Source organism: Bradyrhizobium sp. ORS 375 (genome assembly GCF_000239775.1).
GTDB lineage: Bacteria > Pseudomonadota > Alphaproteobacteria > Rhizobiales > Xanthobacteraceae > Bradyrhizobium.
In genome coordinates, this window is sequence record NZ_CAFI01000297.1 from 1 (window position 1) to 15,615 (window position 15,615).

Here is a 15,615-nt window from a genome sequence, read left to right on the forward strand (position 1 = left end):
TAAGGACAGTGCCCGCTTGCGGGCAGGAAATTGATCATGCAAGTTGTCATTCCACTCAGGAGCCATCGTTGAGTTTCGTCGACAAGCATCAGCTGTGGACCGCCGAGCAGACTGAAGCCGCAGTTCGCATGCGCCGTCTCGCTGAGGAGCGCGGCCTCAACACCATCCGCCTCTCGTTCCCGGACCAGCACGGCACCCTGCGCGGCAAGACGCTGGCCGTCGATGCGGCGCTGTCCTTGCTGGAGGACGGCTGCTCGATCACGACGACGCTGCTCGCCAAGGACACCTCGCACCGAACGGTGTTTCCGGTGTTCACCGCCGGCGGCGGCTTCGGCATGGCCGAGATGCAGGGCGGCAGCGATGCGCTGATGGTCGCCGATCCCACCACGTTTCGCGTCCTGCCCTGGGCGCCCGGCACCGGCTGGGTGCTGTGCGATCTGTATTTCGCGAATGGCGCACCCGTTCCATTTGCCACGCGCAATCTCTTGCGCTCCGCGCTCGCCAAGCTCGATCAGCGTGGTTATCAGTTCAAGGCGGGCCTCGAGGTCGAGTGCCACATCTTCAAGGTCGAGGATCCCCGCCTGGCTCCGGCCGATGCCGGGTCGCCCGGCCAGCCCGGCACGCCGCCGGCGGTCAGCCTGCTGACGCAGGGCTATCAATATCTCACCGAGCAGCGCTTCGATCAGATGGAGCCGGCGCTCGAGATCATCAGGGCTAATCTCACCGCGCTCGGTCTGCCCTTGCGCTCGATCGAGCTCGAATATGGCCCGAGCCAGTGCGAGTTCGTGCTGCAGCCCGGCATCGGGATGGATCCCGCCGACACCATGGTGCTGTTCCGCAGCGCCGTGAAGCAGATCGCGCAACGCCACGGCTATCACGCCACCTTCATGTGCCGGCCGCGCATTCCCAACGTGATGTCGTCGGGCTGGCATCTGCATCAGTCGCTGGTCGCGCGCGATAGCCGCAATGCGTTCATGACGGAGGAGGCCGAGGGGCTGTCCGCGCTCGGCCGCGCCTACATGGCCGGCCTGCTCGCGCATGCCCGCGCGTCAGCGGTGTTCTCGACACCGACCATCAACGGCTACCGGCGCTATCGCTCCTACTCGCTGGCGCCCGACCGCGCGATCTGGGGCCGCGACAATCGCGGCGTGATGATCCGCGTGCTCGGCGGGCCTGGCGACGCCGCGACGCGGCTGGAGAACCGCATCGGCGAGCCCGCCGCCAATCCCTATCTCTACATGGCCTCGCAGATCGCGGCCGGCCTCGACGGCATCGATCGCAAGCTCGATCCCGGTCCATCGGCCGACGTGCCCTATGAGACCAAGGCGAGCCTGCTGCCGAAATCGCTGCGCGAGGCCGTCGATGCGCTGAAGGACGACGCGTTCTTCCGCGCAGCCTTCGGCGCCACCTTCATCGACTACTACACCTTCATCAAGAACGCCGAGATCGAGCGATTCCAGCAGGAGATCTCCGACTGGGAGCAGCGTGAATATTTCGAGATGTTCTGACGCCCCTCACACGCTCCGCGTCAATCCGCCGTCGACGCGGATGTTCTGGCCGGTGATGTAGGCCGCTCCCTCGGAGGCGAGGAAGGCGATGGTCGCGGCGATCTCCTCGGCCCTGCCGTAGCGGCCCATCGGCACGCCTTTGCGGCGCTCCTCGGTCGCCGGCAGGCTGTCGATCCAGCCCGGCAGCACGTTGTTCATCCTGACGTTGTCGGCGGCGTAGCTGTCGGTGAAGATCTTGGTGAACGAGGCGAGGCCCGCGCGAAACACCGCCGAGGTCGGGAACATCGCCGACGGCTCGAAGGTCCAGGCGGTCGAGATATTGATGATCGCCCCGCTCTTCTGGGCCTGCATGATCGGCGTGACCAGGCGCGTCGGACGGATGACGTTGAGCAGATAGGTGTCCAGCCCGGTGTGCCACTGCTCGTCGGTGAGCTCCAGGATCGGCGCGCGCGGGCCGTGGCCGGCGCTGTTGACGAGCACGTCGATGCGGCCCCACCGGTTCATGGCGCCGTCGACCAGCCGCTTCAGATCGTCATTCGACGTGTTCGATCCGGTGACGCCCAGGCCGCCGAGCTCCGCCGCCAGCGCCTCGCCCCTGCCGGAGGACGACAGGATCGCGATGTGGAAGCCGTCAGAGGCAAGCCGGCGCCCGGCCGCCGCGCCCATGCCGCTGCCGCCCGCGGTGACCAATGCGACCTTGTGCGCTGTCATGACGATTGCTCCTGCCGATCTCGAACGATACGCGGTGATTTAGCCTGCGGCTCGGGCGGCGTCGAGCGTGGCATGAACGCGCCTTGAAGCACTCCGCGCTCGGCGAAATTCGTTCCCGCGGCGCGTTGTCGCTTTTCTGTGAAGCCGTCTTCTACAGTTTCCGCGCATGGCTGTCTGCGGGAACCGGTTCCCATCGAGCGGCATATCAAGGGACGCGCAGCAGCCGGCATGCTCGCGCGGCCGAGTGCAGCGAGATGAGATCAGCGGAGCAGGAGAGAATGTCAGACCACAAGCCGCCGCGCGATCGCGCGGTCGTCGACAGCGGCGATGCGTCCGACCTTTCGACCGATCATCACGACATCTTCTTTGCCGCTGTCGAGACGACGCGGATGCCGATGATCGTCACCGATCCGCGTCAGAACGACAATCCGATCCTGTTCGCCAATCGCGCCTTCCTCGAAATGACCGGCTACGATCTGTCCGAGATCGTCGGCAGCAATTGTCGCTTCCTGCAGGGGCCGGACACCGATCGCGACACGATCGACGCGGTGCGCACCGCGATCGCCAACCGGCAGGACATTGCGGTTGAGATCCTGAACTATCGCAAGAACGGCTCGGCGTTCTGGAACGCGCTGTTCATCAGCCCGGTCTACAACCGCGATGGCGAGCTGGTGTATTTCTTCGGCTCGCAGCTCGACGTGTCGCGCCGGCGCGACGCCGAAAGCGCGCTGGTGCAGTCGCAGAAGATGGAGGCGATCGGCCAGCTCACCGGCGGCATTGCGCACGACTTCAACAATATCCTGCAGGTGATCATCGGCTACACCGAGACCTTGCAGGGCGCCGTCAGCGAGCTCGCCCCGCGGCATCGCCGCGCCGTCGACAACATCCGCTCCGCCGCCAACCGCGCTGCGACCCTGACGCAGCAATTGCTGTCGTTCGCCCGCAAGCAGCGGCTCGACAGCCGGCCGATCAACCTCAACAACATGATCGAGACCATGGTGCAGATGGCGCAGCATACGCTCGGCGAAAGCGTGCGCATCGTGGTGAAGGCGCAGCCGGGGCTCTGGAACAGCCGCGTCGACCAGACCCAGGCCGAGGTCGCGCTGCTCAATCTGTTCGTCAATGCGCGCGACGCGATGCCGCGTGGCGGCACGCTCACCATCCGCACCGAGAACAAGGAGATCGCGGACGAGGACATCGTCCAGTTCGGCGTGCCCCGGGGCGGGCGCTATGTGGCGCTGAAGGTCTCGGACGACGGCGTCGGCATTCCGCACCACATCCTGGCGCGCGTCGCCGAGCCGTTCTTCACCACCAAGGACGAGGGCAAGGGGACGGGTCTCGGGCTGGCGATGGTGTACGGCTTCACGCGCCAGTCCGGCGGCAGCACCTACATCTACAGCGAGGTCGGGCTCGGCACGACGGTGCAGCTCCTGTTTCCCGCGACCGAGCAGGAGATCGCGGCGCCGTCGGTGCGCGCGCCGATGGCGATGGACCGCGCGGGCAGCGAGCGCATCCTGATCGTCGAGGACCGCGCCGAGGTCGCCGAGCTCGCGCGCTCGATTCTGGACGATTTCGGCTACCGCACCGAGGTCGCGACCAACGCACATGCGGCGCTGGAGCTGCTCGATTCGGAGACGCGCTTCGATCTCCTGTTCACCGATCTCGTGATGCCCGGAGGCATGAACGGCACCGTGCTGGCGCGCGAGGCGCGCAAGCGCCAGCCGAAGCTGAAGGTGCTGCTGACGACGGGCTATTCCGACGCCGCGGTCGAGCGCGCCGACGCCAATATCGGCGAGTTCGAGATCATCAACAAGCCGTATCGGCGCACCGACCTGGTTCGTCGCATCCGGCAGCTGCTCGACGGCCCGACGGGCGTCACCTGATGCGACGCTTGACCCGCCGAGTCCTTGCGTCGAAAGTCGGTCTCGAGAGCGGAGAATGGGGCATGCGCCACGTCACGATCCAGCCAGCAACCAACGTCCCGCGCGAGCCCGGCGTGGTCGCGGCCGGCGTCTACGCCAATGGCCGCCGCGTCGCCGACATCGCGATCGACGAGGCTGGCGCCTGGAGCAGACGGCCGGGCCACGTGGTGTGGATCGGCCTGCACGAGCCGCAGGCGGCGCTGCTGCAGCGGATCGCGGATCAGTTCAACCTGCATGAGCTCGCCATCGAGGACGCCTCGAAGGCGCATCAGCAGCCGAAGGTCGAGCGCTATGGCGATGCGCTGTTCGTCGTCGCGCGCACCGCGCAGCTCGTCAAGGAGCACATCATCTTCGGCGAGACCCACATCTTCGTCGGCCCCGGCTTCGTCGTCTCGGTACGCCACGGCGCCTCGACCTCCTATGGCGCGGTGCGCGAGCGCTGCGAGAGTTGCCCGGGCTCGCTCGCCAAGGGCGAGGACTACATCCTCTATGCGATCCTCGACTTCATTGTCGACAACTACCGCCCGGTGACCGAGAGCATCATGGCCGAGGTCGAGACCCTGGAGGAAGTGGTGCTGCAGCGGCCGCTGGCGCGGCATGAGGTCGATCGTCTGTATCGGCTGCGGCGCGACCTGTTGCGGCTGCGCCGTGCCGTCGGCCCTGTGGTCGACGTCTGCAAGCGGCTCGAGCATGTCGACAATGTCGCCATCGATGCCGAGATGGCGCCGCTGTTCCGCGACGTGCTCGACCACGCCAAGCGCGCCGAGGAGGATGCGGACTCGCTGCGCGAGATCCTCGCCTTCGTGTTCGAGGCCAGCATGATGGCCGGCCAGGCGCAGCAGACCGATATCGCGCGGCGACTGGCAGCATGGGCCGCCATCCTCGCGGTGCCGACCGCGGTGGCGGGCATCTACGGCATGAACTTCGAGCACATGCCGGAGCTGAAATGGCAGTACGGCTACTACGCGGTGCTCGGCTTCATCGCGGTGGTATGCAGCGTGCTGTATTGGCAGTTTCGGCGGCGCGGGTGGCTGTGAGGGGAGTTTTGCCGTTCCCCCGCCAAGCAAGCCGTATTTCACCTGTAGACATGCGCGAGGTGTTGCCTGGAGGTGTTGCTCCAATGTCCGGATCATCCCGTGCGACGCGCGCAAGCGCGGCGAGTCCGGAATCCCTCGTGCCATGCGTTCTGTCGCGAGATGGATTCCGGGCTCGTGCTGCGCACGCCCCGGAATGACGAGCACCTACCCCTTCGCGAACTGCCGGTAGTCCGGCTCCCTGTGAAACCAGAACTCGTAGCCGCTCACGGCCTTCTGCATCGCGACGTCGTGGATCGGCTGGTTCAGCGGCACCACCGGCACCTCGCGCATGCAGAGTCCGATGAAGGCTTTCACGGTGGCCTCATATTCCGCCGCATCGGTGGTGAAGCGCGCCTTGTCGATCAGGCCGTCCATCTCCTTGCTCTGGTAGGACGAGATGTTGAAGATCGAATTGCGGCCGTGGAAATTCCAGTAGAAATAGTATTCGGGATAGTCGAGCCAGCCTGAGAAGCGATTCAGCGCCATCGGAAGTTCCTTCTTGTTCAACGTCGTCCGCCAGTTGGCGCCGGGGATCTTCTCGATGGCCGCCTTGATGCCGATCTTGGCGAGATTCTCCTGGATCAGGATCGCGGTGGGCTCGCCGACCGTCGCGGTGCCCGCGTCGAGCGACAGCGTCGTGTCCAGTCCCTCCAGGCCGGCCTCCTTCAGCAGCGCCTTGGCCTTGTCGAGGTCGGTGACGTAAGGAAACGGCTGCGGCCAGACCGGCTTGGTCACCTCGGCAGCCCCGCCATACATCGGCACCGCGCGGCCGAAGAACGCGCTTGCCTGGATCTGCTCATAGGGCATCGCCCAGGCGATCGCCTGACGCAGCTTGACATTGTCGAACGGCGGCTTCGCGGTGTTGAGCGCGACGTACCACAGCGCGTTCGGGATCGGCACGCCCGTGACCTTGACCTTGCCCTCCTTGATCAGCTGGTCGAAGTCGCGCGGTGCGAAGCCGCTGGAGAGATCGGCGTCGCCGCGCTCGAGCATCGCGCGCCGTGTACCGGCGGAGGGAATGTCGCGCGCGATGATGCGCCTGATCTTCGGCAGCGGGCCGCATTTCCAATTGTCGAACCGGCTCAGGATCGTCTCGGTGCCCGGCTTCCAGCTCTCGACCTTGTAGGCGCCGCCGCCGGCCTCGTTGGCCTTGAGCCACGCCAGCGCCCACGGATCCTCCGCCGTGGCGTTCTTCTTCGCGAGCTCCGAATTGATCACGAAGGGCACGACGACCGCGACGTTGAACAGCAGCATCTTGTCCTTGCGGATGTAGTCGATGCGGAAGGTGTGGTCGTCGACCGCCACGAACTGCTCCGGCTTCTCCAGTGAGCCCGCCGACATCTGGAACGTCGGAAAGCCGCCGACCGACACGGCGCGATCGAACGACCATTTGACGTCCTTCGCGGTCACTGGCGTGCCGTCGTGGAAGGTCGCGTCCTTGCGCAGCTTGAAGGTGCAGGACATGCCGTCGGCGGCGACCTCCCAGCTCTCCGCGAGCTCCGGTGCCAGGGTCGCGCGATCATAGGACGTGGTGCCGTCGGGCAACGTCTTCGCCGCATAGCTCAGCAGCCGGTCGTAGCAGTTCCAGGCAAGGCCGTTCACTGTCTGGTTCGATCCGACGCCCTGCATGTCCAGCGAGTTCGGCCCGAGCTCCTGCACCACCAGCAGCGTCTCGGCGCGGCCTTGCGCCAGCGCGAAACGCGGGCCGAGCGCACTCGAACCGGCAACGCCCAATCCGCCGAGGACGACGCTGCGGCGCGTGATATCGAAATGCGAGCTGCTCATGGGACCTCCCTGCGGACGAAAGATTGCCGGAGAGGAGGCAAAGCGCGTGCCATGCCGCGCGATCACGCCGCGGCGGATCGTCCCTGATGCGCCGACCACCAGGCCGCGATTGCGCCGGTCAGATCGTCCCAGACAGCCGTCGGCAGATCAGGCACCGCCACGCGCACGCTGTAGCGGTCGGTGGTGGCGTCGTGAAACCATTCGGTCGCGGCGAAGTCGAAGCCGAAGCTGCCGGCGTGGCGGATCGGCAGGCCGGCGCGCTTGAGGTCGTCGCTCATGGCGGCCGCGGCCTGCCGTGCGGCGGCCTCGTCGAATGGCGCGCGGCTCGCGAGCGTGACATAGAGACCGTGCGCGAAGTCGAGCTCGGCGGTCAGTCCGCGCAGCGTCGTCGCAAACCGGCGCCGCGCGCGACGGCTGTTGCGCAGGATCGCCGCCAGCCGTCTGTTTGTCAGATCGCGGTAGCGGTCCGTGCCGACATAGGGCGGAAAATGCGCCGGCAGCGCCGCTCCGCCGAGCAGCCTCACCGCGTTGCGCGTTTCCTCCGGCAGGCCGCCAAGCGCAGCGCGCTGCGCCGAGCGGGGGCCGATGAAGGCCACGGAGCCCAACCGGCCATATTCGGCGCCGAGCGAATCCAGCTTGGTGTGACTGCGCACCATCACGACCGGCACGGCCCAGCGCCGCGCCCAGGCGAGCACGCGGCGGATGCGGCCGGAGCCGTGGGCAAAGCAGGTGGTGTCGAAGATCAGGAGATCGATGGAAGGACGCGCGCAGCGGAGGATGGCCTCGAAGCGCGCCGCGGTCGCGCTCGAATCGAGCAGCAGCAGCCGCGGCGCCGGTGATCGCGGCGCTGTCACCGCGGCAAGATCGCGTGAAAGCGTCAGCAGGCGCAGGTGTCGCGCATGGGCGTCGACCAGCTCCTGGGTCTCGCCATAGGAGCCCGGCAGCATCAGCAGGTCTGACTGTCCGAGCACCGGCCGCGTCGCCAGCAGCAGCGCCGCGATCGCCGCCATGCCCGAGATCGTGTAGAGCGTGTCCCCGATGTCCTCCCCGACCGCGTAGAACGAGGGCCCGCTTACGTCGAGATCGGCGCGCTGATAGTCATAGCTGAACGCGAACGGACCGGCGCGGTGATGGTCCGCATCCGCCCAGGCCGTTTCTGTCGCGGTCCAGTCGGCCAACGCGTGCTCCGCCTTCAGGGCGGCCGCGAGCTGAAACTTCTGCCTGACGACCTCGCCGACCGAGCGGGGCATCGGCACGGCATGCGGTCGCCGCAGGCAGCCGTTCAGGAGCGTGAGCTCCTGATGCTTGCGGGCGAGATAGGTGTCGACGGTCTCCATCGGACTCTTTCACTGCGGCCAGACAGAAACGCGTGGGTGTTGCGTTGGGTCCAATCCGGCAGGAGATGCTCCGTCGCCTGCCGTCCGTCGCGACGCCCGCCTCCGGCGGGCTCTTCAGGCTGAGGTCTTGATTTGCGGCGATATCTCCTCATGGTGAGGAGCGCCGCGTGCGGCGCGTCTCGAACCATGAGGCCACCGAGGGAGGACGCGATGACCAGGGAACTCGAGGGCAAGGTGGCGGCCGTCACCGGTGCGGCGTCGGGCATTGGGCTGGCCAGCAGCGAGGCGATGCTGGCGGGCGGCGCCCGCGTCGTCATGATCGACCGCGACGCGGCTGCGCTGGCGCGCCTGCGCGAACGCCATGGCGAGATGGTGATCCCGGTCGTCATCGACCTGCTCGATGCCGCCGATTGCGCCACGCTGTTGCCGCGGATCCTCGATGCGGCCGGCCGGCTCGACATCTTCCATGCCAATGCCGGCAGCTATCTCGGCGGCGACCTCGTCGATGCCAAGACCGACGCGATCGACCGCATGCTCAATCTCAACGTCAACGTCGTCATGAAGAACGTGCGCGACGTGCTGCCGCACATGATCGAATGCGGCTCCGGCGACATCATCGTCACGAGCTCGCTGGCCGCGCACTATCCGACGCCGTGGGAGCCGGTCTATGCTTCCTCGAAATGGGCGATCGACTGCTTCGTGCAGACCACGCGCCGCCAGGTCTTCAAGCACGGCATCCGCATCGGCGCGATCTCGCCCGGCCCGGTGGTGACCGCGCTGATCGCCGATTGGCCCGCCGAGAAGCTGAGGGAGGCGCGTGAGTCCGGCAGCCTGCTGGAGCCCACGGAGGTCGCCAACGTGATCCTGTTCATGTTGACCCGTCCGCGCGGCATGACCATCCGCGACGTTGTGATGCTGCCGACGAATTTCGATTTGTAGATGCGTGAGATGTTGATCGGCGCTGTCACGGCGCCCTCGGCGTACCTCGCCCCGCTTGCGGCAGGATCATCGCATTTGGAGATCGCAATTTTGCGCTCGTCTCTCGCCACGACGTGGATGCCCGGGACAAGCCGTGCATGACGGAGCAACTCATCGGCAGGATCCTTCGCAGCGGCAGCTCCGCATCTCCAGAGGCGATGCCCATGCCGCAAGCGGCCCATGGTCATCGATGTCGGGGGGCGAAGAGCTACTCAGCTTCCGGCGGAAGCGGCGCAGTACGAAACGACTCGCGCAGCGCCACAACCCGGTTGTTCAGGCCCATGACCTCGGCTGCGCGTTCCAGGTCGCGCCAGAAGCCGTCGCCGGGCGAGGTGAGATGGCCGAGCTCCATCAGCGTATCGAGCGCAAGCTCGAGCTCGTTGTGCTCGAGATATTCGGCGAAGTCCTCATACAGCTTCGCGCAGGCTTGCACATGCCGGAGGGGAGGAGACGGAAGCGTGGCTTGGGCCCGGCCGAGCAGGGCCCTGACCATCGTCGATTGCGCTGCTAGCTCCGGACTTACCATCTGATCGCTCCTGCTGCCAGTAAGGTCTATGATCGAGGCATGGGCGTCAACGATCCCTGCTCGCATCCGGTTCGCTGGTCGCTCGTTGATCCATTCTCCGTTGCTCCGCAATCTGCCTGATCGCGCCGAGCATGCGTCTCCGGATCAGGCCGCTCGCCGGCCGGATCACCAGCCAATACGGTAGGAACATCAGGAAGGACGCCCGGTCGGGACAGTGCACGCGCGTCTCGGTGACGAGCCGCGTCATCTCGCCCTCGGGTTCGACCATGAAGCCGAGCACGAGCTTCGGCGTGCGGGGCGCGCTGAAGGCGATGAATTCCTCAGGCCCCGCGATTCCCACCAGGCCAAAATCGTTGCGCCAGAACTGCCCGATCAGTCCGCCGGCCATGGCGCGGTCGCCGTCACGGCCGAGCGGCGCAAAACTCTTCAGGCTGAACGGCTTTGGCGCCGCATGCCGTGACGGTGCCATGGCGTGCATCAGCCGCGCCGGCATCTGGCGCAGCGCCATCGCGATCTCGGAGAAGCGATCGCGTGGCGGCTCCCAGCCCTGGATCAGGTCGAGCAATTCGCCGGGCGGGCAGCGTACGCGCGTCTCGTGCCGCTCGGAGAACTGATAGGTCGGCAGGAGATGGTCGATCAGGGACATGTGCTCGGCTCAGAATCGTCGTTCCGAGAGACATACGGTCGAAGCAGCTTTGCGCGGTCGTTTTGATCGTTTGGGTCTCATTGCGCGGGTTTCGATCAACCGCTGACTTCGAGACCCAAAGGCGCTTTCGCAAACCTCTTATGCCCAAACTGCTCGTCGTGCCAGTTTGCCGCAGCAGTCTGCCTTGTGTCGTCGGGCAAATCACCTGCACAGTTCCGGCCGTCCCGTGCTCATCAACGAGGGGCGCTTCGCGAGTCGTCACGAGCGTTGAGCGCGGGATGCGGTGGCCGGATCGGAGTTGCAGCTACGCATTCGCGAGCGGACGAACGACTTCGATGCGGACGATGAAATCGCGTGGTCCTGGCCTCCCGACGCTGAGGTCAAGCTTGCTGGTGTGCTCGCGCGCATCGCGGGTGATGGAGGCAAGACAGCCCGGTCTCCAGGGAGAGCGCGTATAAATCGTAAGCCCACCGCGCAGGGAGGGCCGGGATGTCCCAGCCGAACCTGTGGTGACTGCCGCCTGCATTCTTTTTCTGCAGGCGGGCCATGGGGGCGGCAGGCTCCCGGCCTTCCCTGCGCCCTCGATGTCGAAGAGGGCGGTCTTGCAGCAAAGCTCGGACGCGAATTGCGCCGCGAGGATGCGTTGTCACGGTCCGCGATCGGGCGCTGTCATTCTCTCGTCATCGTCTCGCGTGTCGCGATCTGGAACTCCGGTCCCGCGCGCGCTTTTGATTGGGCTGGCCCGGCTGGTGCAGGTAACGAGACCGCAAGGCTCGGCCGCTACGTTCGGCGCACATCTCATCACCAAAGGATTGATCAGATCATGGCCACCATAGCAGACCAGATCGTGGAGACGCTCGAGATCGCCGGCATCAAGCGCATTTATGGCGTCGTCGGCGACAGCCTCAACGGGCTGACGGAGTCGCTGCGCGTCCGCAAGACGATCGACTGGGTGCATGTCCGCCATGAGGAGGCCGCGGCCTTCGCAGCGTCAGGTGAGTCGCAGATCACCGGAGAGCTCGCGGTGTGCGCCGGCTCCTGTGGGCCCGGCAACCTGCATCTCATCAATGGTCTCTACGACGCGCAGCGCAGCCGCACGCCGGTGCTGGCGATTGCCGCGCACATCCCGTCGAGCGAGATCGGCGGCGGCTACTTCCAGGAGACGCATCCGCAGAATCTGTTCCGCGAATGCAGCGTGTATTGCGAGCTGATCTCCGATCCCACGCAGATGCCGTTCGTGCTGGACAACGCGATCCGTGCCGCGGTCGGCGAACGCGGCGTCGCCGTCATCGTCATCCCCGGCGACGTCGCGCTGAAGGCGGCGCCGAAGCGCGCACTGCCGCCTTCGATCGGCCTGTTGCCGCCGAAGCCGGTGGTGCGCCCGGCCGAGCCGGAGCTCGATGCGCTGGCGGCGCTGCTCAATGGCGCGGAACGGGTGACGCTGTTCTGCGGCCGCGGCTGCGCCGGCGCCCAGGCCGAGCTGATGCAGCTCGCGGCGGTCTTGCAGAGCCCGATCGTGCATGCGCTCGGCGGCAAGGAGCACGTCGAGTACGATAACCCGTTCGATGTCGGGCTCACCGGCTTCATCGGCTTCTCCTCCGGCTATCACGCGATGCACAGCTGCGACACGCTGGTGATGCTTGGGACGGATTTTCCCTACAAGCAGTTCATTCCCGACGGCATCAAAATTGCGCAGGTCGACATCAGGCCGAGCCAGCTCGGCCGCCGCGCGCGGCTGGATGTCGGCGTCGTCGGCGATATCAGCGAGACCCTGCGCGCGCTGCTGCCGAAGCTCAATGCGAAGTCCGATCGCAGCCATCTCGACGACAATCTGAAACGCTACGCCGCCGCTCGCAAAGGTCTCGATGATCTCGCCGTGGGGACACCCGGCCGCCTTCCGATCCATCCGCAATATCTGACGCGGCTCATCAGTGAGCAGGCCGCGGGTGATGCGGTCTTCACTTTCGATGTCGGCACGCCGACGATCTGGGCCGCGCGCTACATTGCCATGAACGGCCGCCGCCGCCTGGTCGGCTCGCTGGTGCACGGCTCGATGGCCAATGCGATGGCGCAGGCGATCGGCATTCAGGCGGCGCAGGCCGGACGGCAGGTGATCTCCTTGTCGGGCGACGGCGGCTTCGCGATGCTGATGGGCGACCTCATCACCTTGAAGCAGATGAAGCTGCCGGTGAAGGTCGTGATCTACAACAACGGCACGCTCGGCTTCGTCGCGCTGGAGATGAAGGCCTCGGGCTTCGTCGAGCACGGCACCGATCTGGAGAATCCGGATTTCGCGGCGATGGCGCAGGCGATGGGCATCCATGGCCGCCGCGTCGAGGATCCCGGCGAACTGCCGGGCGCCGTCAGCGACTGGCTCGCACATGATGGCCCCGCGGTGCTCGATGTCGTGACCGCCAAGCAGGAGCTGTCGATGCCGCCGACCATCGGCCTCGAACAGGTCAAGGGCTTCAGCGTCTGGCTGATCCGCGCCGTCATGAGCGGCCGCGGCGACGAGGTGATCGATCTGGCGAAGGAGAATCTGTTGCCGCGATGAGGAGAGAGCGGCTGGATGCAAGGCATGTCTTACTCGGGAGAGCCGATGTGTTTGCTTCAAGCTCACGGCTTGTGGCCGCGACCGCGGCGCACCTCCCCCGCCTGCGGGGGAGGTCGCAGCCCATGCGGGGCGTGGGTTTCGGGCTCCAACTCACAGCGACGCCGTCACCCCTCATGGCGAGGAGCGCCGCGCCCGGATCCGAGCGGCCGTCACGACTGCCAAACACGGCGCGTCTCGAAGCATGAGGCCGAGTTGGTTGAGGAGCTGTGCTGTGGGGAAACGAGATGGTGCTGCCGGACAGGATTGAACTGTCGACCTCTCCCTTACCAAGGGCGAGGACCATTGCTAATTGCGTAAGTATTTCAATATTTTACAGAATGGTTGAGAAACTATGCACGGATAATACACGGATCGGTCTTGCGTTCTCGCGGTGCTCGCATTACGTGCAGAATTAGACGAAGCGTGGGTAGGGTCGCGGAGTCTATCAAAAAGCTCGAAATCCCTGCCGCCGCTGGTCAACCGCTTAGTGTTCGTCACCGAAGGTTATGCCTTCTGGTTCGGGATGATCTCGATTGCCCCGAGCCGCACTAAGCAACGGGAAGGGAGGGCACATGACCGTGCTGCTCACTCTCGAAGCCAGCAGGCCCGGCGGTGCGAGTTACCGTCTTGGCTTTGGGTGCAATTTGCCCCTGGCTTGGATTGTAGCCGTCTTGTCGCGGCTGTTCTGACGAGAGGGGCACCACGGGAAACCGGGTGCCCTTTGTCGTTAGTGCTTCCGTCGAGCCTGCCGCATGATCCGCTTCAGGGCTTCCTCGACTTCCTCTTGCTCGATCTCGTCTGCGATCGTCGGCATCGAGAACGGCGCTTCCGCCTCGACCACGAAGCCGTCCGGCAGGTCGGGTGTCGCGTCGTCGTCGGTGGCGTTGCAGATCGGGCAGGGCGCTCCCGCGCCGCATTGGCAGCCCCGTAGGCTGTCCGTCCAGGGGCGGTCGGGGTGGTTCTCGCAAACCCACCGAGCGTCGTCGCAGCGCAGGCAATGCTTCATGGCGCGGCCCTCAAATGGCGCGGCCCCGTGCGACGGGGTGTCCGCACGGGGCCTTTCAGGTGACGCCCCCCAGGTGCCGCCCTGGGTGAGACATCGGGTGAGTGGACTCTGATCTCGGGATTTCGTTCCCGGCGTCAAGCTGCGCGCCGCTTCTGCCACGCCTCGAAGGCGCGCTCGCCCGCCTCGCGTTCGGCTTTCTTCAGCGGCTTCGCCCAACGGTGGGCGTGCTTGACCGGCTCGCGCATCCAATCCTGATCAAGCCACTCTTGGATCGTCGGCAGCTTGTTGATCGCCTCGATCAACGGGGCTTGCGGTACGTGGGTATAATGGCGGCTCATGTCGTCAGCGGAATGGCCGAGTATCTGATCCTTCGTGTGAGGGTGGACGCCCTCGATCACAAGCTGCGTCGAGACGGTGTGCCGGGCGGTGTACGGAGCCACGTCGAAGATATGCGTCCGCAATCGAGCGGCAATGATCGCCTTCTTCATCTGCCCGCCAGCGTTCTCAACGACCGTGAAGTGCTCATTGTCCCAGGTGCGCACTAATCGCCCCGGCCTGTTCTCGACCATGTCGGTGAGCATCGGGACAAGCGCCTCATGGATCGGCACGCCGCGCGGCTCGCCTATCTTCGACTTCGCCAGCGTGATCCATCGGTTCTTCACGTTGACCTGCGACGTGTCCATGGTGAACAGCTCGATCGGCCGCATGCCGCTGTAGAACAAGATCGTGAAGACCGTCGCGTTCGCGACACCAAGGCCCTTGATGAACTCCCAAGCGACGCCATAGGGCACTGGATAGGAGCCTACGCGCTTCGGTCCGAAGCTCTCGACGTTGGTCCCCTTCGGCTTCTTCGGCCTGATCCAGCGCTTCGGCTGAGCCCATTCCATCCGCTCAGCATGCGACCATATCGCGATGAAGGGTGTCCATAGCTGCCGGTTGAGTGTGTCCGGCCTGACGTTCGGATACAGCGCCTTGCCGATCTCATTCATCCGCGCCTGCGTGATGTCCTTCAGCGGGACGCCCATGAGGTGTGACATGAGGCCGGACCATTTGCCCGTCTCTTCATCGAACGTGCCAAGGAAGCGCGGTGATCCGCCGTTGTCGAGATAGGACTCGGCCGCCTGATCGAATGTGACCACGGCCTTCTTGCCGTGGACGACTTCGTGCAGAAGCTCGGCCTCTTTCTTTATGCGGATGCCTTCGGCCGCCGCTTTGTTAGTCGTTTTTGTAGACTGGTTGACTTCTCGCCCTTCGGCATCCGTGCCCCGGATGATCCAGTTCGACGTTTCGGTGCGCCGCCAAAGGTAGAGTCGCATGATCCCCTCATTCCGTTGAAGATAGTAATGATGTCCGCTTCGATGAAGCGATAATCGCGGCCGACGCGCGCGGCGTTCGGCAGATGCTTCGCAACCAAAGCGTAGAGTGTCTTCCGGGAGACGCGGAGGCGCGCCATCACGTCCGCGGTCGTGAGGACCGTGTTCAGCGGGGTGTTGTCGTTGGCAGCCTTCATCATTTGGAACTCACGGA

The 15,615-nt window shown here is 65.5% G+C and carries 13 protein-coding genes; 5 read left to right on the top strand and 8 right to left on the bottom strand.

Annotation, left to right across the window (positions count from 1 at the left end):
- The first annotated feature begins 68 nt into the window (after positions 1-68).
- On the top strand, positions 69-1,508 hold the full coding sequence (locus BRAO375_RS21475) for a glutamine synthetase family protein (protein ID WP_009029539.1): 1,440 nt from the start codon (positions 69-71) through the stop codon (positions 1,506-1,508).
- Positions 1,509-1,514: 6 nt separating this feature from the next.
- Here BRAO375_RS21475 and BRAO375_RS21480 read toward each other — a convergent pair whose 3' ends face one another.
- Positions 1,515-2,219 carry an SDR family oxidoreductase gene (locus BRAO375_RS21480; RefSeq protein WP_009029540.1) on the bottom strand — a complete coding sequence of 235 codons (705 nt, stop codon included), beginning with the start codon at positions 2,217-2,219 and terminating at the stop codon, positions 1,515-1,517.
- 278 nt (positions 2,220-2,497) lie between these two features.
- On the opposite strand from BRAO375_RS21480, the gene BRAO375_RS21485 reads away from it, so the two are divergent.
- Both BRAO375_RS21485 and BRAO375_RS21490 read left to right on the top strand, forming a co-directional pair.
- Positions 2,498-4,102 (top strand): hybrid sensor histidine kinase/response regulator, encoded by a 1,605-nt coding sequence (locus BRAO375_RS21485; protein ID WP_009029541.1) that lies wholly within the window; start codon positions 2,498-2,500, stop codon positions 4,100-4,102.
- Positions 4,103-4,164: 62 nt separating this feature from the next.
- Positions 4,165-5,178, top strand: a complete 1,014-nt coding sequence (locus BRAO375_RS21490; protein WP_009029542.1) for a magnesium and cobalt transport protein CorA — start codon at positions 4,165-4,167, stop codon at positions 5,176-5,178.
- A gap of 204 nt (positions 5,179-5,382) precedes the next feature.
- Here BRAO375_RS21490 and BRAO375_RS21495 read toward each other — a convergent pair whose 3' ends face one another.
- On the bottom strand, positions 5,383-7,002 hold the full coding sequence (locus tag BRAO375_RS21495) for an ABC transporter substrate-binding protein (protein ID WP_009029543.1): 1,620 nt from the start codon (positions 7,000-7,002) through the stop codon (positions 5,383-5,385).
- 62 nt (positions 7,003-7,064) lie between these two features.
- A complete protein-coding gene (locus BRAO375_RS21500; RefSeq protein ID WP_009029544.1) occupies positions 7,065-8,339 on the bottom strand; it encodes a hypothetical protein in 1,275 nt (424 codons plus the stop codon).
- Positions 8,340-8,549: 210 nt separating this feature from the next.
- On the opposite strand from BRAO375_RS21500, the gene BRAO375_RS21505 reads away from it, so the two are divergent.
- Positions 8,550-9,278, top strand: a complete 729-nt coding sequence (locus BRAO375_RS21505) for an SDR family oxidoreductase (protein WP_009029545.1) — start codon at positions 8,550-8,552, stop codon at positions 9,276-9,278.
- 247 nt (positions 9,279-9,525) lie between these two features.
- On the opposite strand, the gene BRAO375_RS21510 is transcribed toward BRAO375_RS21505, so the two are convergent.
- Together BRAO375_RS21510 and BRAO375_RS21515 are read right to left on the bottom strand one after the other, a co-directional pair.
- Positions 9,526-9,843 carry a hypothetical protein gene (locus tag BRAO375_RS21510; RefSeq protein ID WP_009029546.1) on the bottom strand — a complete coding sequence of 106 codons (318 nt, stop codon included), beginning with the start codon at positions 9,841-9,843 and terminating at the stop codon, positions 9,526-9,528.
- A 46-nt stretch (positions 9,844-9,889) separates the two neighbouring features.
- On the bottom strand, positions 9,890-10,489 hold the full coding sequence (locus tag BRAO375_RS21515; protein ID WP_009029547.1) for a hypothetical protein: 600 nt from the start codon (positions 10,487-10,489) through the stop codon (positions 9,890-9,892).
- 823 nt (positions 10,490-11,312) lie between these two features.
- On the opposite strand from BRAO375_RS21515, the gene poxB reads away from it, so the two are divergent.
- Positions 11,313-13,043 carry a ubiquinone-dependent pyruvate dehydrogenase gene (gene poxB / locus BRAO375_RS21520; protein WP_009029548.1) on the top strand — a complete coding sequence of 577 codons (1,731 nt, stop codon included), beginning with the start codon at positions 11,313-11,315 and terminating at the stop codon, positions 13,041-13,043.
- Between the two features lie 766 nt (positions 13,044-13,809).
- On the opposite strand, the gene BRAO375_RS37005 is transcribed toward poxB, so the two are convergent.
- From BRAO375_RS37005 to BRAO375_RS39025, 3 genes are all read right to left on the bottom strand, one after another.
- Positions 13,810-14,088, bottom strand: coding sequence for a hypothetical protein (locus tag BRAO375_RS37005; protein WP_064742417.1), 279 nt, complete (start codon positions 14,086-14,088; stop codon positions 13,810-13,812).
- Between the two features lie 134 nt (positions 14,089-14,222).
- Positions 14,223-15,362 carry a tyrosine-type recombinase/integrase gene (locus BRAO375_RS21530; RefSeq protein WP_502688940.1) on the bottom strand — a complete coding sequence of 380 codons (1,140 nt, stop codon included), beginning with the start codon at positions 15,360-15,362 and terminating at the stop codon, positions 14,223-14,225.
- Positions 15,275-15,601, bottom strand: a complete 327-nt coding sequence (locus BRAO375_RS39025; RefSeq protein WP_009029551.1) for a helix-turn-helix domain-containing protein — start codon at positions 15,599-15,601, stop codon at positions 15,275-15,277. The genes BRAO375_RS21530 and BRAO375_RS39025 overlap by 88 nt, the downstream gene beginning before the upstream one ends.
- Positions 15,602-15,615: the final 14 nt, after the last annotated feature.